The 19547-nt window shown below is 36.2% G+C and carries 20 protein-coding genes; 12 read left to right on the top strand and 8 right to left on the bottom strand.

What is annotated here, in order from left to right; genetic code table 11:
* The first annotated feature begins 95 nt into the window (after nucleotides 1–95).
* Together CSC80_RS07555 and CSC80_RS07550 are read left to right on the top strand one after the other, a co-directional pair.
* Nucleotides 96–944 (top strand): AraC family transcriptional regulator, encoded by an 849-nt coding sequence (locus CSC80_RS07555; protein ID WP_099190801.1) that lies wholly within the window; start codon nucleotides 96–98, stop codon nucleotides 942–944.
* Nucleotides 945–1026: 82 nt separating this feature from the next.
* Nucleotides 1027–1554 carry a YetF domain-containing protein gene (locus CSC80_RS07550; RefSeq protein WP_091609137.1) on the top strand — a complete coding sequence of 176 codons (528 nt, stop codon included), beginning with the start codon at nucleotides 1027–1029 and terminating at the stop codon, nucleotides 1552–1554.
* A 55-nt stretch (nucleotides 1555–1609) separates the two neighbouring features.
* Here the strand turns inward: CSC80_RS07550 and CSC80_RS07545 are convergent, their stop codons facing one another.
* A complete protein-coding gene (locus CSC80_RS07545) occupies nucleotides 1610–2527 on the bottom strand; it encodes a nicotinic acid mononucleotide adenyltransferase (protein ID WP_091608323.1) in 918 nt (305 codons plus the stop codon).
* Nucleotides 2528–2637: 110 nt separating this feature from the next.
* On the opposite strand from CSC80_RS07545, the gene CSC80_RS07540 reads away from it, so the two are divergent.
* On the top strand, nucleotides 2638–3639 hold the full coding sequence (locus CSC80_RS07540) for an NAD(P)H-dependent glycerol-3-phosphate dehydrogenase (protein WP_058104791.1): 1002 nt from the start codon (nucleotides 2638–2640) through the stop codon (nucleotides 3637–3639).
* Here CSC80_RS07540 and CSC80_RS07535 read toward each other — a convergent pair.
* The 3 genes from CSC80_RS07535 to CSC80_RS07525 all read right to left on the bottom strand — a co-directional run bounded on the left by CSC80_RS07535 (nucleotide 3636) and on the right by CSC80_RS07525 (nucleotide 7437).
* A complete protein-coding gene (locus CSC80_RS07535; protein WP_058104790.1) occupies nucleotides 3636–5303 on the bottom strand; it encodes a glycerol-3-phosphate dehydrogenase/oxidase in 1668 nt (555 codons plus the stop codon). The genes CSC80_RS07540 and CSC80_RS07535 overlap by 4 nt on opposite strands.
* A 138-nt stretch (nucleotides 5304–5441) precedes the next feature.
* Nucleotides 5442–6932, bottom strand: a complete 1491-nt coding sequence (gene glpK / locus CSC80_RS07530) for a glycerol kinase GlpK (RefSeq protein ID WP_099190799.1) — start codon at nucleotides 6930–6932, stop codon at nucleotides 5442–5444.
* A gap of 148 nt (nucleotides 6933–7080) precedes the next feature.
* On the bottom strand, nucleotides 7081–7437 hold the full coding sequence (locus CSC80_RS07525) for a hypothetical protein (protein ID WP_058104788.1): 357 nt from the start codon (nucleotides 7435–7437) through the stop codon (nucleotides 7081–7083).
* A gap of 78 nt (nucleotides 7438–7515) precedes the next feature.
* Here CSC80_RS07525 and CSC80_RS07520 point away from each other — a divergent pair, with 78 nt between their 5' ends.
* The 8 genes from CSC80_RS07520 to CSC80_RS07485 all read left to right on the top strand — a co-directional run bounded on the left by CSC80_RS07520 (nucleotide 7516) and on the right by CSC80_RS07485 (nucleotide 14297).
* Nucleotides 7516–8040, top strand: coding sequence for a CvpA family protein (locus CSC80_RS07520; RefSeq protein WP_099190797.1), 525 nt, complete (start codon nucleotides 7516–7518; stop codon nucleotides 8038–8040).
* A 185-nt stretch (nucleotides 8041–8225) separates the two neighbouring features.
* On the top strand, nucleotides 8226–8705 hold the full coding sequence (locus tag CSC80_RS07515) for a CAP domain-containing protein (protein ID WP_071340623.1): 480 nt from the start codon (nucleotides 8226–8228) through the stop codon (nucleotides 8703–8705).
* 267 nt (nucleotides 8706–8972) lie between these two features.
* Complete coding sequence (locus tag CSC80_RS07510; protein ID WP_099190795.1) at nucleotides 8973–9479, top strand: CAP domain-containing protein; 507 nt, start codon at nucleotides 8973–8975, stop codon at nucleotides 9477–9479.
* Nucleotides 9480–9590: 111 nt separating this feature from the next.
* A complete protein-coding gene (locus CSC80_RS07505; protein WP_074670503.1) occupies nucleotides 9591–10133 on the top strand; it encodes a 3-hydroxyanthranilate 3,4-dioxygenase in 543 nt (180 codons plus the stop codon).
* Nucleotides 10130–10501, top strand: a complete 372-nt coding sequence (locus tag CSC80_RS07500; protein WP_071340626.1) for a DUF1304 domain-containing protein — start codon at nucleotides 10130–10132, stop codon at nucleotides 10499–10501. The genes CSC80_RS07505 and CSC80_RS07500 overlap by 4 nt, the downstream gene beginning before the upstream one ends.
* An 80-nt stretch (nucleotides 10502–10581) precedes the next feature.
* Entirely contained in the window at nucleotides 10582–12135 is a 1554-nt protein-coding gene (locus CSC80_RS07495) for an aldehyde dehydrogenase family protein (RefSeq protein WP_074670505.1), read from the top strand.
* A gap of 579 nt (nucleotides 12136–12714) precedes the next feature.
* Nucleotides 12715–13623 carry an OmpA family protein gene (locus CSC80_RS07490; RefSeq protein ID WP_058104781.1) on the top strand — a complete coding sequence of 303 codons (909 nt, stop codon included), beginning with the start codon at nucleotides 12715–12717 and terminating at the stop codon, nucleotides 13621–13623.
* Nucleotides 13624–13655: 32 nt separating this feature from the next.
* On the top strand, nucleotides 13656–14297 hold the full coding sequence (locus CSC80_RS07485) for a hypothetical protein (protein WP_058104780.1): 642 nt from the start codon (nucleotides 13656–13658) through the stop codon (nucleotides 14295–14297).
* 52 nt (nucleotides 14298–14349) lie between these two features.
* Here CSC80_RS07485 and CSC80_RS07480 read toward each other — a convergent pair whose 3' ends face one another.
* From CSC80_RS07480 to CSC80_RS07465, 4 genes are all read right to left on the bottom strand, one after another.
* Nucleotides 14350–15348, bottom strand: a complete 999-nt coding sequence (locus CSC80_RS07480) for an acyl-ACP desaturase (RefSeq protein WP_058104779.1) — start codon at nucleotides 15346–15348, stop codon at nucleotides 14350–14352.
* 62 nt (nucleotides 15349–15410) lie between these two features.
* Nucleotides 15411–16145, bottom strand: a complete 735-nt coding sequence (locus tag CSC80_RS07475; protein WP_099190793.1) for a metallophosphoesterase family protein — start codon at nucleotides 16143–16145, stop codon at nucleotides 15411–15413.
* Nucleotides 16142–17224 carry a DNA helicase PriA gene (locus CSC80_RS07470; RefSeq protein WP_099190791.1) on the bottom strand — a complete coding sequence of 361 codons (1083 nt, stop codon included), beginning with the start codon at nucleotides 17222–17224 and terminating at the stop codon, nucleotides 16142–16144. The genes CSC80_RS07475 and CSC80_RS07470 overlap by 4 nt, the downstream gene beginning before the upstream one ends.
* 55 nt (nucleotides 17225–17279) lie before the next feature.
* Nucleotides 17280–18416 (bottom strand): SPFH domain-containing protein, encoded by a 1137-nt coding sequence (locus CSC80_RS07465; RefSeq protein WP_099190789.1) that lies wholly within the window; start codon nucleotides 18414–18416, stop codon nucleotides 17280–17282.
* Between the two features lie 185 nt (nucleotides 18417–18601).
* Between CSC80_RS07465 and CSC80_RS07460 the strand changes: the two genes are divergently transcribed.
* The gene (locus CSC80_RS07460) at nucleotides 18602–19546 is read left to right on the top strand and encodes a carbohydrate kinase (RefSeq protein ID WP_074670517.1); all 945 of its coding nucleotides are present in this window, start codon (nucleotides 18602–18604) and stop codon (nucleotides 19544–19546) included.
* Nucleotide 19547: the final 1 nt, after the last annotated feature.

The raw sequence follows: 19547 nt of genomic DNA, 5'->3' as shown, positions 1-19547 counted from the left end.
AACTTAAACTACCGTAATATTGACCTAAATTTGAACAATATTGATTTTGATGGACTTGACACCTTGTATATTGCGCAATTTTGTTACATTTAATTATGAAAGTTGAATTAGAAACCATTGAACCCGCAACAAAAAGTCCGTTCCGTTTGTTGCACGACCCTAAACTGAGTCATCTCTTTTATTGGCACTTTCACCCTGAATATGAAATCGTTTATATTGAAGGGGCAAACGGTACAAGACATGTGGGCGATCATATTTCCGAGTATGAAGAAAACGATCTTGTTCTCATTGGTTCCAATATACCACATTTGAATTTTGACTATGGTGTAAAAACCACTTACAGAGAAGAGGTTTTACACATAAAACCCTCTTTTAAAAACACCTATGTAGACCCAATACCAGAATTACAAAGCCTGAATAGATTACTAGACTTATCAAGATATGGCATTGCCTTTCATGGAAATACAAAAAAAGAAGTAGGGGAAATGCTAAAAGAACTACACACCCTTAAACCATTTGAATATTTTATGGCCATTATTGCTATTCTTAAAAGACTTTCTCAAAGCAACGAGTTTCAACTACTACATAAGAAACCTTATAAAAATAGATACAGCAAAAAGGAACAAAGTAGAATTCGTGACATTTATGCATTGATCGATGAGCGCTACCAAGGAAAAATCTCTGTGGACGAGGTTGCCAAATTCTGCAACCTGACCAAACCGGCTTTTTGTCGTTACTTTAAAAAAGCCACAGGCAGTACATTTATTGAGTTTTTAAATCAATATCGAATTAGCCAATCTAAAAGAATGCTTTTAACAGGCAAAAACGTAAGTGAAACCTGTTTTGAATGTGGGTTTGAAAGCTTGTCCTATTTCAATAGAACTTTTAAGAAAGTAACAGGAGAAAATCCGTCGGCATTTAAAAAAAGATTGCAGACCCATTAAATGAAGTAGTATTCTATTGTATTGAGTATACTATAGGACCATTGAGTTGCTACCTTTAGGTGTAAACCCTAAAACCAACATAATGGAAATTTTTGACCCACTTTCAATAAAAACAGTAATTCAAATATGCGTTGCAGCACTGTTTGTTTACTTATACATGATGTTTATTACCCGAGTTACCGGTAAAAGAACATTTGCAAAAATGACCAGTTTTGATTTTGCTGTGACCATAGCTATGGGATCCATACTTGCAGATGCCGTAAACAAACCGGTAGACAATCTAATGCCAGCTTTAGTTTCCTTAGCCTTATTGGCTGGTCTACAAGCTTTGTTCGCTAAACTATTGTCATCTTCTGATGCTGCGCAACAATTTATAACAAACACTCCTATTTTGCTTATGGAAAATGGCACCATATTAAAAGACAACCTTAAAAAGGCATTGGTAAGTGAAGCTGATTTAATGGGTAAATTAAGAGAGGCCAATGTGCTACAATTATCTCAAGTAAAGGCTGTTGTTTTTGAAACTACCGGTGATATTTCTGTACTGCATTCCAACAACCCTATAACCATTGATTCCATCATTATGGGAGATGTTAAATCTCAAGCATAAAAAAAATGCCCTCTTCTAATTGAATTGGGCATTCTTAAGACAATCAACCTAAAAACTATTTTGCTTTCTTCCTTTCAACATTCATTGTTGGGTTAGAAGATTTACTTCTTTTTTTACTTTCATCGTATCCTTTACCGGACTTTAAGTATTCTATATACCCCCTGCCCCTAAACTCATAGGTTGTTCCACTATCTGGGTGATATAATTCTATAGTGCTGTCGTTTATGACATATAGTTCAAAGTAATCATCACCAAAAAAATCATAATCCAAGGTCAGCGTTTTTAAAGAGTTATCTCCTTGAACGTTATATACCTGATAATCTCCCTCAAAATCCCACTGCAGATAAGAAATACTTGTATTGGGCGTATCTAATGAAGATCTAAAGAAATTAGGTAGAAATTGCAGGTAATTTTCTTCATCAAAATCATTTAACGCGCCTGTTTCACTTGTATAAATTTTTTCCCACGCATCATACTCCTGCAAAAAGTAATTGATGTTATCGTAGAATACCATGTCATAATCAAAATTGTTGATCTGATATCCTTTTAAATAGTACGAAGTATCAGTACCGGCATCATACAGCTCAATGGTATTATTGTTAACGGCATACACTTCTAAAAACCAAGACCCATCAATATCATGGTCAATATCTACAGTACCTCTAAGGGTGCCATATGATCCTACGTCTATACCATAACCACCACCGGTCTTACCTATACCCACTATATTATTGTTAGCGTAAAAGACTCCTCTATCAAAAGAAACCGTAAATGCCCTTTGTAAAAAAGGAATTTCACCATTGCCACGTGTAGCATTGATATCTACATACCAAAGGTCATAGCTCTGTAATACTTGATCGGTATTAAAGGCAGATTCCTCAATGAAATCATCTTCAATAATTACCTCTGTATAACAAGAAACCAACATGGTGGCCAAAAGAAAATATCCTGTAAGTAGTTTTATCGTTTTCATATGATTTCATTTAATTGATTATTTACCTAGAAACAATCTCCATGCCAAATTTTACATAAGACTGATACTAAGCTTATACCAAACATGCAATTTATTGGTAAATTTGCAGTATGAACAATGATGTAAAGTTTGCGGTTTTAGGCGGTGGAAGTTGGGCTACGGCGATTGTTAAAATGTTGACCAACAACCAAGATAGGGTAGGTTGGTATATGAGAAATGATGAAGCTATTGAGCATATTAAATCTCAAAAACATAATCCTAACTACCTTACTTCTGTAGAGTTTAGACCAGAGCAATTAGTATTGACTAGCGATATAAATGAGATTGTAAACTATGCAGATGTTCTAATTTTTGCTATTCCTTCTGCTTTTTTGGTGGGTGAATTAGAAAAGCTGAACAGTTCATTACAGGAAAAAATCATTTTTTCGGCCATAAAAGGTATTGTTCCAGAATCTGGATTGATCGTTGGCGAACATTTTCATGAAGTTTTTGATATACCATTTGAAAACATTGGAGTAATTACAGGTCCTTGCCATGCCGAAGAAGTTGCTATGGAGCGACTTTCCTATTTGACCATTGCCTGTGCTGATACGGAAAAGGCAGAACTGGTTGCCAACAATTTAGCTTGCTCATACATAAAAACCAGTATCAGTAAAGATATTATTGGTACAGAATATGCCGCAATGCTAAAGAATATTTACGCCATTGCCGCGGGTATTGCCCATGGTCTGGGATATGGAGATAATTTTCAAAGTGTATTGATGAGCAATGCAATTCGTGAGATGAAGCGATACACTAAACGCATTCATAACCTAGATCGTAACATTAATAAATCTGCCTATTTAGGCGATTTATTAGTTACTGGGTACTCTATTTTTAGCCGAAACAGGATGTTCGGTAATATGATAGGTAAAGGGTACACCGTAAAAAGCGCACAGATGGAAATGAGTATGATCGCTGAAGGCTACTACGCAGCAAAAAGTGCTTTTAAGATTAAGGAGAATTTTACAAAAAAGGTAAAGACCCCTATCATAGATGCTGTTTATAAAGTTCTCTATGAAAATAAAAACCCTAAAAAGGTTTTTCTAGATTTAACAGAGAAGTTAGACTAACCTCGCTCCAAAGAGAAATCTGAATGCTCTTTTAATTCCTCTTCCAAAGTTGTTCTCCAACTTTCAACTATATCATTAGATACCCCAAATTTATTCTGGAATTCTTTTAAGATAGGTTCCATTAGGGTTCTAATGCTTTCAATATCAAAATACAATCTACCGGTTCTTCTTATGAAAAAGTCCATTGGGGTTTGTACCATTTCATAATCTATACCAAATGCTACTTCTGCTTTTGCCAACCTTACATAGGAATCAGCCTCTACAATGGTTGCATACAGTTCTAATATTTTCTCTGTCTGCTTACCGTAATTGGTTACCAAAAACCAGGCATCATGTTTTGAAAAGCCTTCATCTTTAATGTTATTGTAAACCTCGCTTATGTATTTTTTTACATGTTTGAATTTTTTGAAATCAACATTACCACACAGAAATATCTTCTCTGTATAACATTCTTTCAGTTCGGTATCGTATTCTTCTTCCATTTTCTTGGCAATGCGATCTACAACTCTTTCTGCCATTTTACGATAACCGGTCAACTTACCCCCCGCAATACTGATCAAGCCTGTATCTGAAACAAAAATTTCATCTTTTCTAGATAATTCTGATGCAGATTTTCCTTCTTCATGAATTAACGGTCGTAAACCTGCCCAAGAAGAAACGATATCATCTAATTCTAGATTTATATCCGGAAACATATTGTTAACGGCAGATATTAAATAAATAGCGTCTGCAATATCTGTTCTTACGCGGTCCTTATTATCATTATAGTTGGTATCTGTTGTACCTACATAAGTAACTTTACCTCTTGGTATTGCGAACATCATTCTACCATCAGGTATATCAAAATAAACCGATTGCTTCACCGGCAATTTTTCATATGGAAAAACCAAATGTACCCCTTTGGTCAAATGAAGCTGTTTTCCTTTTTTAGAATTATTAAGACTTCTTAGCTCATCTACCCACGGTCCGGCAGCGCTAATTACATACTTAGATTTAATGGTAAACTCCTTACCCGTAGTTTCATCTGTAACTTTTACCCCAGCAACCTTTTCATTGTCATAAAGAAAGTCGTTTACCTTAGCATAGTTCAAGGCCTGTGCACCAAAAAGTAAACTAGTTTTTATGTTTTCTATAGTCAAACGGGCATCATCTGTTCTATATTCCGCATAATAACCCGCCCCGTTCAGTATCTTTTTTGGCAATAATGGCTCTAATTTCATTGCTTCTTTTTTTTCGAGCATTTTTCGTTTATCGTCACCAGATACCTGTGCCAGTATATCATAAACCTTAAGCCCTATTGACGTTAACCATTTACCGTAAGACCCATTTTCAATTAAAGGTAACAACATCTTTTCGGGCAGTACTAAATGTGGAGCCAGTTTGTGCACAATAGCACGTTCTGAACCTACTTCTTTCACCAACCAAAAATCGAATTGTTTTAAGTAACGGAGTCCGCCATGTATTAATTTGGTGGATTTGCTACTTGTACCCGAAGCAAAATCTCCTTTCTCGAGCAGCACTACCTTTAATCCACGCGAGGCAGCATCTAACGCAATACCACCACCAGTGATACCACCACCGATAACTACCAAATCAAATTCCTCCGATTCTAGATTACCTATTGTTTTTTGGCGTTCTAAATTTGTGAATTTTATATTTTCCATTGGTAGTTTCTATTTAAATTAATATGCTTGTGCTTGTCCATATTGCAGACAAAAGCCAGTACAAAAAATCAAAGATAGCGTGACCCTTATGCTATTTTATGCTCTAAAGAATTAATTAATTGTAAATTCAATGTGTATTTACTCTTCGTCTTCCCAACCTTTTGAGCGTTCTACCGCTTTTTGCCATTTCTTATATAGGCGCTTTCTTTTTACACGGTCAAAAGTTGGGGTAAATATTTTGTTCATTGGTCTACTCTCATCAATATCTGACTGTTGCCAGAACCCGACCTCTATGCCCGCTAAAAATGCCGCACCCATTGCGGTAGATTCAATAATCTCTGGTCTATGTACCTCTGAATCCAAGATATCGGCTTGAAATTGCATTAAATGGTCGTTAGCACATGCACCGCCATCTACCCTTAAGTTCTTAAGTTGAATGCCAGAATCATCTTCCATAGCCTTTAAAATATCCTTTGTTTGATATGCAAGTGCCTCTAGTGTTGCTTTCGCCAAATGAGCTTTACCGGTATCACGCGTTAAACCGAATACTGCTCCCCTTGCATACATATCCCAATAGGGCGCCCCAAGACCTGCAAACGCCGGCACCACATAAACGGGGTTTTCACCTTCAATGGAGTTGGCCAGTTCTTCTGTTTCCTTAGCGTCATCTATCAACTCAAGACCATCTCGCAACCATTGTATTGCGGCACCTGCAATAAAAATACTTCCTTCTAAAGCATAGTGTACCTTACCATTTAAACCGTAAGCTATAGTGGTCAGTAATCCGTTTTTAGAAAACTGTGGCTTTTCTCCCGTATTCATTAGCATAAAACAACCAGTACCGTAGGTATTTTTAGCTGAACCTTTCTTAAAACAAGCCTGACCAAAAAGAGCTGCCTGTTGATCTCCTGCTATTCCTGCAATAGGTATTTTAACACCATCAATTTCATAATCGCCAAAATGAGCAGACGATGGTTTTACTTCTGGAAGCATGGTTTTGGGTATTTCTAACGCCTTTAGCATTTTGTCATCCCATTTTAAATTTACGATATCGTAAATCATAGTTCGTGATGCGTTGGTATAGTCCGTTACGTGATTATGTTCTTTGGTCATGTTCCAAACCAACCAGGTATCAATGGTGCCCATTAACAAATCTCCTGCCTGTGCTTTCTTCTTTGCTCCCTCAACATTATCCAAAATCCACTTTACCTTGGTGCCAGAGAAATAGGAATCTATGACCAGACCTGTGGTCTTCTTTACATGCTCCGTAAGACCGGATTTTTTAAGATGTTCGCAAATATCAGCTGTACGTTTATCTTGCCAAACAATGGCATTATAAATATGTTCTCCGGTATTTTTATCCCAAACCACAGTAGTTTCCCTTTGGTTGGTAATACCAATGCCCATAATTTCTGAAGGCTTTACTTCCTCTTTTTCAAGAAGCTCTTTTAAAACCATCATTTGAGAATCTAAAATCTCTTTTGGATCATGCTCTACCCAACCCGATTTTGGAAAAATTTGTTTGAATTCTTTTTGAACTATTCCTTGAATAGTTCCATCATGGTCTACCAACAAAGCTCTTGAGCTAGTGGTACCTTGATCTAATGATATTATAAATTGCCTTGACATGTGCTATAGTTATTTCTTTAAATATAGCAGATTTCATACCCAATTCAAACATCAAAAATCTAATGGACAAAGTATATTTCTATTCAAGATAATTTCTCTACCTATACATTTTAGGCAGCTTTTTTACAGAGCATTATTTGCGGTGTAATTACTTTATAAATTCTTTTTCCAGGAAGTAAGAGACAATTGCTTCTTTCATGAGCACCGTTTGCTCACCCGCTTTTAGAGAAGGTAGTTCTTCTAACACATTATAATGTGGCCAACCATCTTCATCAAAAAAGCTAAACTCATAAAAACCGTAAGGCTCCAACAATCTGCAAATTGCTATGTGCATAAGGTCTAGTTTATCATCTTTCTTATACTTTCTGTGATATTGGCCCAATTCTTGAACACCCACCAAGTAGATGATAGCATCCAATTCTAACGGATCTCCATCAGAAAACTTTTCAGATAGTTTCTCTACTAAATAATCCCAACGTTCTTTTAACTGTATATCCCTTGCCATATCAACCTGCTATCTACTATAATCTAGACCATGCAAAGGTACAAATCAAAGTTCTATATTTGTCAAAACACTATACGAATGGGACTTTTGGATATTTTACTTGGACTACCGCTCATTTGGGGTCTGTGGAAAGGATATAATAACGGACTATTCATGGAAATTGCTTCTATAGTAGCCTTGGTAGCCGGTATTTTTGGCGCTATTCACTTTTCATATATAACAGGCAACTATCTATCTAACCATTTAGATTGGAATGAACGTAATATGAGTATTATAGCATTTATAATTACGTTGATCCTTATCATTATAGTAGTGAACCTAGCCGGAAAATTATTGACCAAAGTCGTCAATTTTGCTATGTTAGGGTGGCTGAATAAAATTGCCGGTGGAATTTTTGGCACCTTAAAAGTCGCTATTCTATTAGGGGCCGCATTTATCTTTTTTGATCGTATGGATACCACCCTGAACCTACTTTCAGATGAAACCAAGAAAGAGTCTATACTTTACCAACCCATTAAAGATATAGGTGCGTTGATATTTGATACTGTTCTTAAGACAGAAGCAATGCCAGAAGAGTCTAGCGAAGAATCGATGACAATCTAAATTTGATCGTTCAATAATCTTACATATTGTGCACTTTGTCGAATAAGTAATATTGTTCCTCCCCTGTGTTTAATTTTTATATAATATTACGTTATCGATAACCCAAATCGAAAATAGAGAACTTAGAACATTCTCACCTTCTTACCTACTTCGCTACGCCGAGAGGCTAATTAAAAGACACTTATATGAAAATGAGATTGCTTAATGCGGTCACTGTCTTTTTATTACTTTTTCTTGGTTCTTGTACTAGCGAATCTCTTGAAGAAACGCCTGTATTGGAAGCTGAAAATGTTTTAACTATAGAGCAGGACCTACTGGATATTGTCAACACACATAGACTTAGTCTCAACACTAATACTTTGCAGTTTAGCGATGTAGCATATAAATATGCAAACCTGCATACAGATTACATGATTTCTAAAGGTAGCATTAGCCATGACAATTTTAGCTCTCGCGCTTCAAACATAGATTCTGAGATATCTGTTGAAATGGTGGCTGAGAATGTTGCCAAAGATTATGATACCGCACAAGAAGCTTTTGAAGGTTGGTATATAAGTAGTAGTCATAAAAAAACCATGGAAGGAGATTTTACCCATACCGCCATTAGTGTCAAAAAAGATGATTTCGGCAATTACTACTTTACACAACTTTTCTACAAGCAGTAAAACAACCTTATATTAAGATTTTGGTAAGAAAATAGCATTTTTGATTAACTCATATAGGTCAATGTGAATCATAACCTAGATAAAGTGAGAAAAATCATATTAAATGCCATTTTTTACGATGTAATTCAAAGTGCATTTTATCGATAAGCGCTGCTATATCAAATAGATGTAGCTTATCGAATATTTTACCCTATCCATAGATGTTCTTCTTTATAAGCTCGTCATCTAAACTACTTTTGACACTCATAAAACAAAATAGTTTCCCCTATGAAAACTTTATTTCCTTTTTTGGTAGTGTTGATCATTTCACTATCATCCTGTTCAAAATATGAGAATTTCGCAGGTTACGAGATTACATCTGAAGACTCCCTAGAGCAATATACTTTGGCATCTTCTAAAAATCACAGTACACTGGAAAGTGAACTTTTTGAAATGATAAATACATATAGAGCTAGTATAGGATTAAATGAAATGGAATTTGAAAGTACCACCTATTATTATGCAACGCTTCATACCGACTATATGATTTCTAAAGGAAATACTAGTCATGATAATTTTACGCAACGTGCAGAGAATATTTCAAAGAGAACCGGTGCAGTTTTTGTAGCAGAAAATGTTGCAAGAAACTATGACACTATTGAAGAAGCTTTTGAGGCATGGTTAGAAAGTCCGGGGCATAGAGTAAATATTGAAGGTGAATACAACTACTCAGCCATAAGCATTAACCAAAATAGCAATGGCGACCTATACTTTACACAGTTGTTCTTTAGATAAAATATCGTAAAATATAATTTTAAGAAGCCTTTGTTATACAAAGGCTTTTTTTATGCTTAACTTTTCAGTGAGAAACGATCGTTTAATTAACTTTCAATTAATTTCACTGAAATGAGTATACAAGCACCATTTAATCTCAACAAATGGATAGAAGATAACAGAGCATTACTAAAACCTCCTGTTGGAAATAAAAACTTATATAAAGATGCTGGCGACTATATTGTCATGATCGTAGCCGGACCAAATGCACGTAAAGATTACCATTACAACGAAACCGAAGAGCTGTTTTATCAATTAGAAGGAAATATAGAAGTTCACATTCAAGAAGACGGTAAAAAAAGGACCATGAAATTAGGTCCGGGAGATATGTATTTGCATCCTGCTAAAGTGCCACATTCTCCTGTTCGTAAAGAAGGATCTATTGGCTTGGTCATTGAAAGAAAACGAGCTAGCATGAATGTTGATGATGGTTTGCTTTGGTTTTGTGACAATTGTAATCATAAGCTCTATGAAGCCTATTTCACCCTTCATGACATAGAAAAAGATTTTTTAGCACACTTTAAACATTTTTACAGTTCAAAAGAATTGAGAACATGTGATAATTGCGGCACGGTAATGCCTGTTGACGAACGTTTTATTGCCAAGGAAGAATGATAGTATTAGCTAAAATAATTACAGCACTTGTAGCATTTATTCATGTTTACATCTTATGGATAGAAATGTTCGCATGGACCACTACCGGTAGAAAGGTGTTTAAAAATTTCCCGAAAGATTTGTTTATACCCACTAAACAAATGGCGGCAAACCAAGGACTTTACAATGGTTTTTTGGCAGCAGGGTTAATTTGGTCATTACTGATTTCTGATGGTAACTGGTCATGTAACGTAGCCCTTTTCTTTTTAGGCTGTGTTACTGTCGCCGGTATGTACGGTGCCGTTTCGGTAAGCAAAAAGATATTTATTGTACAGAGTGTACCTGCCTTGGCAGGTATTATTCTATGGTTGATCGTCAAATTTGCCTAGTTGTAATTAGTTCTTCCTAAAGACAAAATTCTTTGTATTTTTGTAATATATCTAACATTAATTGCATAAAAAGTTATAAAATGTCAAAAATAGCAGCAGATTTTGGAATACATGATGCCCTTAAGGCACTTGGAATTAAAGAGGTAAATGACGGTACATCAACCGGATCAGATCATTTCTCCTCAGGAGATATTATCTCATCTTACTCACCTGTAGACGGATCTTTAATTGCAAAGGTAAAAACGACCACAAAAGAAGATTATGAAAAAGTAATGTCTTCTGCTACCACTGCTTTTAAGCAATGGAGAACAAAACCCGCACCTCAACGTGGCGAAATTGTAAGACAATTTGGTGACAAACTTAGAGAGCTAAAAGAGCCCCTTGGAAAACTGGTTTCCTATGAAATGGGAAAAAGCTACCAAGAAGGTTTAGGAGAAGTGCAAGAAATGATAGATATCTGCGATTTTGCCGTTGGTCTTTCTCGACAATTGCACGGATTGACCATGCATTCTGAAAGACCTGGGCATAGAATGTACGAGCAATACCATTCACTTGGTGTAGTGGGTATTATTTCCGCCTTTAACTTTCCAGTTGCCGTATGGGCATGGAATACAGCGTTGGCATGGATCTGTGGTGATGTTTGTGTTTGGAAACCATCAGAAAAAACCCCTTTATGTGGTGTAGCCTGCCAAAACATTGCTGCTGAAGTTTTTAAGGCAAATAACCTACCCGAAGGAATTTCCTGCTTAATAAACGGCGATTATAAGATTGGTGAACTTATGACCCAAGATAATAGAATACCGTTGGTATCCGCTACAGGTTCAATTAGAATGGGTAAAATAGTCGCCCAAGCAGTTGCCGCCCGTCTTGGAAAATCTCTATTGGAGTTGGGCGGAAACAATGCTATTATTGTTACACCGGATGCCGATTTAAAAATGACCGTTATCGGTGCCGTTTTTGGTGCCGTAGGAACGGCTGGGCAACGTTGTACTTCAACCAGAAGATTGATCATTCATGAATCTATGTATGATAAAGTGAAAGAAGCCGTTGTTGCCGCTTACCAACAATTAAGAATAGGTAATCCATTAGATGAGAATAACCACGTAGGGCCATTGATTGATACTGATGCTGTTTCACATTATAAAAATGCTTTAAAAAAGGTAGTTGAAGAAGGTGGTAAATTAATTGTTGAGGGTGGTGTTTTAGATGGTGAAGGCTATGAAAGTGGTTGTTATGTTAAACCTGCCATTGCAGAGGCTAGTAATGATTTTGAAATTGTTCAGCACGAAACTTTCGCACCTGTTCTTTACCTTTTAAAATATTCCGGTGACGTTGAAAATGCCATCGCCATTCAAAACGGAGTTGTTCAAGGGCTGTCATCTGCAATTATGACCAATAATTTAAGAGAGGCAGAACGTTTTCTTTCTGCTTGGGGCAGTGATTGCGGTATAGCTAATGTAAACATTGGTACCTCTGGCGCAGAAATCGGCGGTGCCTTTGGTGGAGAAAAAGAAACTGGTGGTGGTCGTGAAAGTGGTTCAGATGCATGGAAAGTGTATATGAGAAGACAGACCAATACCATTAATTTTACTACCGAACTGCCATTGGCTCAGGGAATAAAATTCGACCTATAATCAAATCATATTTTCTTTTGCATGTTTATTACCTAAGCAGCTTTTCTATTTGGTGGTTCATGAGACCAACTTCCATCTAATAAAGTTTGAGTGCCCAGTACGATAAACATGCAAAGAAAATTAAAACACTTTTTTATTTTTTTCTTCATTTTCAATACAAATACAGCTGTTTCAAGCTAACAAATTGTATCCTTTAATGGTGTGAAATCTGTACAAATTCATGTAAAAATTGTATAGATGGAAACCTACTTTCTATACTATTGAACATAAAAAAATCCTGTCGACATATTGAAAACAGGATTTTTTAACCAACTAACTCAAAACTTTAAATTGTATGATCAATGCCCAAACTTTGTGGGGAGATGCATACCATTTAAATACTTACGCAAAATTGCAATTAATAGTTGTCGCATCATTAACTTTTTTTACAATCTCACCAACTGATCGTATACTTGGTACTATACGCTACATAACTGTTATTACTATAATGATTGACTGTAAGGCAATTAGGCTCAAATGATTTAACATTTTTAAGATTTTTTTAATAAATTGTGGGCTAAACACTAAACAGTATTAATAATGACAAAAACAATAACGTATTTATTAGGTATGTTGATTACCATTCTAATAGGTACTTATTTCTTTATCACTTGTTGTAGCGAATGTAATGCAACAAGTACGCATGAAGAACCCGCTAAAGAAAAAGTAATCGTAAAAGAACCCTCGGCAACATCTTACCCTTTTGCTATTGATGCAAACGGATTTGCCTATAATACCAATGACAACTACAATTTTAATGTCTCTTCCAATGCTATTTTAATGCCTTTAAGTGCCAACCTTACAAAAGGTATTAATGGTCTTAAGAGCTATTTAGAAGCAAATGATGGCAACGTAGTCAATGTCACCGGTTATTACACAAGTGAAGAAGAGAACAACTCAGCGTTTCCTAATTTAGGTTTAGCAAGAGCCAATGCCATAAAAAATGATTTAGCATCTAAAGGTATTTCTACTGCACAAATAAATACTTTGGGCAAACTAATGGATGACATGGTACCTAAAGAAAATACCTATTGGGGTGCGGCTTCTTTTGATATTGAAGAGCGATCTGTTAATGAAAAGGATGACCTTAATGCCCTTTATGAGAAAATTAAGGCCGACCCGTTAATACTTTACTTTAATACTGCAGAAGCTTCTATTTACCTAGATGCCGAGCAGCGCCAAAAGGTTGCAGATATTTCTAGATATATAGATAAAGTTGAAGATGCAACAGTAAGTGTTGTAGGCCATACCGATGCTACTGGACAAGCAAGTACTAACATGAGGCTAGGGCAAGACAGGGCAGAATTCGCCAAAAACTATCTAATGCAAAACGGTATAGCTGAAAGTAAAATCATTGCTACATCCAAAGGGCAGACCCAACCTATTGCAACAAATACTACCGAAGAAGGCAGAGAAAAAAATAGAAGAACAGTTATTACATTAAATTAAAACATACACTAATCCTATAAATAAGTAAAATCATGAATTTTGAAAATATGAGTATTTGGTGCTGGATAATTCCATTGTTAGTAGGTCTTATCTGCGGTATTTTAGGTTATCTACTCGGTAAAGGTTCTACCAAAGTAATTGACAACTCTGCTGAAATAAACAGTCTTAAAGCCAATAATACAAAGTTAAACGCCCAATTGGCAGAATTGAACAACTTAAAGGCTAGCAACACTAAATTAAAAGCCGATTTAGATGCCTGTAACCAAAAGGTAATTGCCGCTAGCAAAGCCGTACCGCCAACGACAAGCACAAATCTTGGTGCTTCTGCTACAGCAGCATCATTTGCCGCCGGTGCCGCTACAAGTAGCGCCTTAGCTTTTGATGGCGCCGCTGCAAAAGCTGCTTTTGGCAAAACCGTTAAACAAGACGATTTAAAACTTGTAGAAGGTATTGGTCCAAAAATTGAAGGTATGTTCAAAGACCATGGTATTAAAACCTGGAAAGCACTTTCTGAAGCCAGTCTTGAAGATTGTCAGAAAATATTGGATACAGGTGGAACACGGTATAAGATACACGACCCGGCATCTTGGCCAATGCAAGCTAAAATGTGTTATGAAGGTAAATGGACAGAACTTGTTAAATGGCAAGATGAGCATAAACACGGTAAACTATAAATCACCGTTTAGCAAAAAAAATCCCGATAATGAATTATCGGGATTTTTTATTTTATAATGCTCCATTAGCTTCTACCCACTTAAAGTGATATTGATCTTCTGGAAATTTCATTCTTTCCGCAATTCGCTCTAACCTTGCCGGCAATTTAATTAAATAATCACGAGCCTTTTCTGCTTCCTCATTTAAAGAACGTACAGAATCTAACTGCCAATAAGCATTTAATTTGCTTAATATATCTACATAATCCTGTGCTGTATATACACCTAAACGTTGTGCGCAATTTGAAAAATTCTCAAATGCCGATCCAATTGTGCCACCGGACTCCCTTAAAAAATGAGCAGGCATTACAATCTTCTTCTTCATCATATCTGCGAAGGCAATCATCATACCAGATGGATCTTCGCCAAAAATAGTCTTAACGAATTCTCTATATGCCAAGTGGTGTCTCATTTCATCACCTGCAATAATTGTACACATTTTACCTAACAGGGTATTTCCTTTCTTCTTAGCCATTTGCCCAACACGCTTGTGTGAAATATTGGTAGCCAATTCTTGAAAAGAGGTATATACAAAGTTCTTATAAGGGTCACGATCCGTACCAATATCAAAACCGTCTGAAATTAAATGTTGGGTGGTCAACTCTATTTCTCTCATATTTACCCTACCGGATAAATATAGATACTTGTTCAACACATCGCCATGTCTATTCTCTTCTGCTGTCCAAGCTCTTACCCATTTTGCCCAACCATTGGTCTTATGATCACCATGTTGGTCTATACCTACTACATCCATCAACCAAGATTCATAGGTTGGCAAAGCCTCTTCAGTTATCGTATCCGCTACCATGGTTACCCAAAAATCATAACCAAGTTCTTTAGACTCTTCTCTAATATCTTTTACTTCTTGTAAAAATGTATCTTTTTCAGAATTTGGTAAAAAATCCGTAGGTTGCCATATATCCTCTGGTTTAATAAGGAAAGAATCCATAAATCCTTCTACCTGAGGCTCTAAAGCCTGCATCACTTCTAATCTTATATTTTTAGTAGACATAGTTTATTTTTTTCAAAGATCGTCATTTAAACAATCCATTTTTAGTAAAGTTAACGGTTTTCTTAGTTTCTACCCTTTTCATTAGGGTAAAACGTATGTACGGGATCGCTTTGCCAGTATTCTTTTGAATCTGCATTGAAAATGGTCAAAGGTCCTTTGAAAGCTGCACCTGTGTCAATATTCCAAACATTGGCCGCTTTTTGCGGTGTAGTTTTACCAATTCTTGTTACTGGTGTATGACCAATATAGATCTCAGAATAGTTCTTTAGTCGTTTTGGGTAATGTATATGATCTTCTTCTAAATTTTTGTTCAGAGAAAGAGCTAGCTCCCATAAGGTACGGTCCCAGTAAAACGTTTTTTTAAAATATTCATGCTCAATTCCTTTTAAGTTAGTAAATCCTGCATGTAAAAACAACCTATTTTCGGTATCTAAGTGATAATTCTCTAGACTTTCATAAAAATTGAGATGAATCTCTTTATCCTCGCTAGAAATATTGGCGTAAGAATTGGAAGTAGCTTCACCACCATGCATAAACCAAGTTGGGTTGTCTGCTTTACCTGTCAACCATTCATAGCAAAGTTCATCATGATTGCCCCTTAGGTATATGCAATTGTATTTTTTCTTTAATTCTAGAAGGTAATCAATAGTTTCTACCGCTTCACTCCATCCATCTATATAATCCCCTAAAAATATTAAAGTATCGTGTTCTGTTACAGCTGCTTTACTAAGCACTTGTTTTAACGCTTGTAAGCCCGAATGAATGTCACCTACAACCAGTGTTCTATTTATATTCATTTAGCAAAAATCGCAATTATGGTGATTATGACAAGTATAAAAAGTACTAAAAAGAAGATTTTCCAGAATGAATATGGCCTATTTCCGCTAAGCACCCCGGTTTGTCCATTTATATAAAAGTTATATTCCTTTCCCTCATATCTGTAGGAGCTTATATAAACAGGAAGCAGAATATGTTTAAATTTCTCGTTAGATAATTTAATGTCGGCATTTGCCACTCGTTGGGTATCGCCACCAATGTCTCTTCTGATCCAGTTATAGGCTATATTTTTGGCTTCTTGAAAAGACTTATGATGACCTTCTTTCAATGAAACGGTATATTTCTCTGTTACAAACCCCGATAAATATTTGGAGTTGAATACCACCAAATCCTTTAGGTTCCAAAAAGCAACCTTTGACGGTATTTCTTTTCTCTTTTTTTCCGATGCACTGATCAAGATGTCATCAACGAACCCATCTACTTTACCAGAAGCATACGTCCATCTTGTTTTACGAACCCTTCTAGTTCTTTTGCCCTTATCACTATTATAGGTCTGATTTTCGTAATAATAATCTCCTCTTTGCCCTTGATAAGACGCAAAAAGATTGGCATCAAAAGTCCAGTAAGGAATATAAAGACCATGCAAACCTTCTGGGTCTAATGCTGCTTTTTTCAAATTATCCGGTGCAAACCAAATTTTGCCTACCCAAGATTTAAAAATAGATTGTGCCTTCTTTGCATCCAATTCAAACGGTACCAAGGCACCGGGCAAGATCCAACCTTCCTTTTCAACGTCTTCCCGTATTAAAGGTTCACTACAGTATACACAATTTAATGATTTATAGTTTTCCTCTACATGCTGGTTTGCCCCACAATTTTTACAATGCAATAACTCAATGGTGTCTGTATATGCATTTTCACCAACAATTTTTAAGTAGTGCTCTAGTTCTAGTTCTTCAAAACTGCTCTTAGATTGTTCAATAAATTCTTCATAACCACAATATTCGCAGGTAAGTTGATGGGAACCTGGCTTAAATTTAAGTTCTGCCCCACAATTGGCGCACGCTTTTTTATATTCCGATTGTTGAATATCGTCCATAGAGAGTATACCTTATCTAAAAAAGAAAGATTGTCCAGTAATATTTTTACATTTTTTAGACCGTTGGTAAAGGCGGTGGTGTATTTCCACCCAAGAAAGATTTTAACTCCTCAATTTCTTTAAGTGCCGCCCAATTTTCCATTCCTTGTTTCCAAATTAAGGAGTCTCTATTAATGGTTCTACTTGCAAAGAGCTCCTTTAATTTCTCAAAAGAAACAGGGCCCAACTGCTGACCGTTAACGGCATAGAAATAACTAACCTGTACTGGTATTGGTGGTGGCGCCTGTGGTTGTTGTACTGCTTGACCACCAATTGGCTGTGCTGCCGGTTGCCCCATAAGACCACCCATTTGCTGAGCCAGCACAAAACCCATGCCCATGCCCATGCCAGCACCTGCAGTACCGCCTTCGTTCTTTGCTGCCAGTTCCATAGCCTTGGCCGCTTTGAACTGTGCCAGTTTACCCATGTCCAATTTATCTAAACGGCTGTACTCAAAAATTTCCTTTTTAAGTTCTTCTGGCATAGACACATTCTCAATGTAGAATCGCTCTAATTCTATACCTACCCTATTGAACTCAGGTTGCATAACCTCTTGGCAAGTTTCAGAGAGTTCACTGGTATTGGCCGCATATAACTCTATAGGTAAATTGGCTTCGCCAACAGTATCTGTAAATCGGGTTACAATTAAACTTTTTAAATGTTCGTTTACTTCATAATTGGTAAAATTACCATCGGTACCCACTACATCTACTACAAACTTACCTGGATCATTTATTCTAAAACTATAAGTACCAAAAGCACGTATTTCTACCAGACCAAACCGGTCATCACTAAGCATGAACGGATTTTTAGTTCCCCATTTCTCATCTGTAAACAAACGGGTATTTACGAAATATACCTCTGCCTTGAACGGACTATCAAATCCGTATTTCCATCCTTTTAACGTTGTAAGAATAGGTAGGTTTTGGGTGTTTAGTGTGTAAGTACCAGGTTTAAAAACATCTGCCAACTGCCCTTCATTAATAAAAACTGCGGTTTGCCCTTCCCTTACGATCAGTTTTGCGTTATTCTTAATTTCGTTTTGATAACGCTCAAATCTATGTACAATGGTATCATTGCTAGTATCTAACCATTCTACTATGTCAATAAATTCATGACTTAGTTTTTTCTTAATTTCATCAAATATGCTCATAGTCGGTTTGTGTTTTAAAAATGTGCAATTCAAGATATGCAATTAGGCAACAGACCCAAAATACCTTGGGTAATAAATCATAAAAATAAACCGTACACAACCATAATTTAATATTTATTTAAGATTATTTAGGATGAAGCGACCATTTCTATTTAACTTAGACCTCCTAATTTTCTTTTTGTACTATGAAAAAGGTTTTTTGTATTGGAGAATTACTGATTGATTTTGTTGCCGAGAACCAAGGCAAAGATTTATCAAAAGCAAAAGAATTTTCCAAAAAAGCAGGTGGTGCACCTGCCAATGTAGCTTGTGCTATTAGTAAGCTTGGTGGTGATAGCTTCTTTGTTGGTGCAGTTGGCAATGATCCATTTGGGTCTTTTCTATTGCGTATTCTTGAAAATGAAAAAGTAGATATTTCGTTAGCACAGAAAAGCGATACCTTCACTACTCTAGCTTTTGTTTCTATTGCCGAAGATGGTGAAAGAGATTTTGTGTTTAGCCGTGGTGCAGATAAAGAGCTTACCTATGATTCTTCACTAAAATCAAATTTTGATAATAATATAATACACTTTGGTGCTGCAACAGCTTTATTGGGAGGTCCGTTAGAGGAAACTTATAGCAGATATCTTTTTGATGGTCTTACCAAAAATGCCATTATCAGTTTTGACCCTAACTATAGAGTTGACCTTTGGAAAAATAAAGAGGACGTATTTATTAGAAAATGCCATCCTTTTATTGAAAAATCTCATTTATGCAAATTTAGCCTTGAAGAAGCCCAACTTCTTTCAGGTAAAGAGGACCTTGAAGATGCTTGCCAAATTTTTCATGAAATGGGAACAAAAATTATAGTTGTTACCCTTGGTGGAGAAGGTACATTATTAAGTACCCAAAAATTCAAGAAGACCATACCTAGTATAAAAGTCTCCCCAAAAGACACTACAGGCGCAGGTGACGCTTTCATTGGCTGCTTTCTTCAACAAATTGCGCAGTACTCAAATTTTGAAGACTTACTTACAAACGAAAAACTATTGACCAACATGGTTGCCAGAGCTAATAAAGCCGGCGCCATCACTACAGAAAACTTTGGCGCAATAGAATCTTTACCTACTTTACAACAATTAGATTCTTAAT

Source organism: Maribacter sp. 6B07, assembly GCF_002700155.1.
In the GTDB taxonomy this organism is placed as follows: domain Bacteria; phylum Bacteroidota; class Bacteroidia; order Flavobacteriales; family Flavobacteriaceae; genus Maribacter; species Maribacter dokdonensis.
This window is presented reverse-complemented; position numbering and strand designations above follow the sequence as displayed.

What these genes read in the sequence shown, in the direction of transcription:
- CSC80_RS07460 (WP_074670517.1), top strand. Translation starts at nt 18,602, where the DNA reads ATGAAAAAGGTTTTTTGTATTGGAGAATTACTGATTGATTTTGTTGCC.
- CSC80_RS07470 (WP_099190791.1), bottom strand. Translation starts at nt 17,224, where the DNA reads ATGGACGATATTCAACAATCGGAATATAAAAAAGCGTGCGCCAATTGT.
- CSC80_RS07505 (WP_074670503.1), top strand. Translation starts at nt 9,591, where the DNA reads ATGAGTATACAAGCACCATTTAATCTCAACAAATGGATAGAAGATAAC.
- CSC80_RS07555 (WP_099190801.1), top strand. Translation starts at nt 96, where the DNA reads ATGAAAGTTGAATTAGAAACCATTGAACCCGCAACAAAAAGTCCGTTC.
- CSC80_RS07465 (WP_099190789.1), bottom strand. Translation starts at nt 18,416, where the DNA reads ATGAGCATATTTGATGAAATTAAGAAAAAACTAAGTCATGAATTTATT.
- CSC80_RS07485 (WP_058104780.1), top strand. Translation starts at nt 13,656, where the DNA reads ATGAATTTTGAAAATATGAGTATTTGGTGCTGGATAATTCCATTGTTA.
- CSC80_RS07510 (WP_099190795.1), top strand. Translation starts at nt 8,973, where the DNA reads ATGAAAACTTTATTTCCTTTTTTGGTAGTGTTGATCATTTCACTATCA.
- CSC80_RS07475 (WP_099190793.1), bottom strand. Translation starts at nt 16,145, where the DNA reads ATGAATATAAATAGAACACTGGTTGTAGGTGACATTCATTCGGGCTTA.
- CSC80_RS07520 (WP_099190797.1), top strand. Translation starts at nt 7,516, where the DNA reads ATGGGACTTTTGGATATTTTACTTGGACTACCGCTCATTTGGGGTCTG.
- CSC80_RS07545 (WP_091608323.1), bottom strand. Translation starts at nt 2,527, where the DNA reads ATGAAAACGATAAAACTACTTACAGGATATTTTCTTTTGGCCACCATG.
- CSC80_RS07480 (WP_058104779.1), bottom strand. Translation starts at nt 15,348, where the DNA reads ATGTCTACTAAAAATATAAGATTAGAAGTGATGCAGGCTTTAGAGCCT.
- CSC80_RS07535 (WP_058104790.1), bottom strand. Translation starts at nt 5,303, where the DNA reads ATGGAAAATATAAAATTCACAAATTTAGAACGCCAAAAAACAATAGGT.
- glpK (WP_099190799.1), bottom strand. Translation starts at nt 6,932, where the DNA reads ATGTCAAGGCAATTTATAATATCATTAGATCAAGGTACCACTAGCTCA.
- CSC80_RS07500 (WP_071340626.1), top strand. Translation starts at nt 10,130, where the DNA reads ATGATAGTATTAGCTAAAATAATTACAGCACTTGTAGCATTTATTCAT.
- CSC80_RS07490 (WP_058104781.1), top strand. Translation starts at nt 12,715, where the DNA reads ATGACAAAAACAATAACGTATTTATTAGGTATGTTGATTACCATTCTA.
- CSC80_RS07495 (WP_074670505.1), top strand. Translation starts at nt 10,582, where the DNA reads ATGTCAAAAATAGCAGCAGATTTTGGAATACATGATGCCCTTAAGGCA.
- CSC80_RS07550 (WP_091609137.1), top strand. Translation starts at nt 1,027, where the DNA reads ATGGAAATTTTTGACCCACTTTCAATAAAAACAGTAATTCAAATATGC.
- CSC80_RS07540 (WP_058104791.1), top strand. Translation starts at nt 2,638, where the DNA reads ATGAACAATGATGTAAAGTTTGCGGTTTTAGGCGGTGGAAGTTGGGCT.
- CSC80_RS07525 (WP_058104788.1), bottom strand. Translation starts at nt 7,437, where the DNA reads ATGGCAAGGGATATACAGTTAAAAGAACGTTGGGATTATTTAGTAGAG.
- CSC80_RS07515 (WP_071340623.1), top strand. Translation starts at nt 8,226, where the DNA reads ATGAAAATGAGATTGCTTAATGCGGTCACTGTCTTTTTATTACTTTTT.